Genomic DNA, 223 nt, shown 5'->3' on the forward strand with positions numbered 1-223 from the left:
CTGCTGGGTGCCGCCCAGGAACTGGCCGACCTCGTGGATGCCGGCGAAGTTCTGGATCGCTCCGCAGGCGACCAGGACCAGCGCGCCGATCACCGAGATCGGCAGCAGGATCCGGACGGTGCCGCGGACCAGGTCTGCCCAGAAGTTGCCCAGTTCGCCGGTGCGGGAGCGCGCGAAGCCCCGTACCAGGGCCACCGCCACGGCCATGCCGACCGCCGCGGAG

Annotated in this window: 1 protein-coding gene; it reads right to left on the reverse strand. The window is 72.2% G+C overall.

What is annotated here, in order from left to right; all coding sequences use genetic code 11:
- Positions 1-223, reverse strand: a 223-nt coding sequence (locus ACEPPI_RS41115; protein WP_373920327.1) for a potassium-transporting ATPase subunit KdpA, incomplete at both ends; no start/stop codon positions are given.

The sequence above is a fragment of the Streptomyces sp. AB3(2024) genome, assembly GCF_041862025.1.
Lineage (GTDB): Bacteria > Actinomycetota > Actinomycetes > Streptomycetales > Streptomycetaceae > Streptomyces.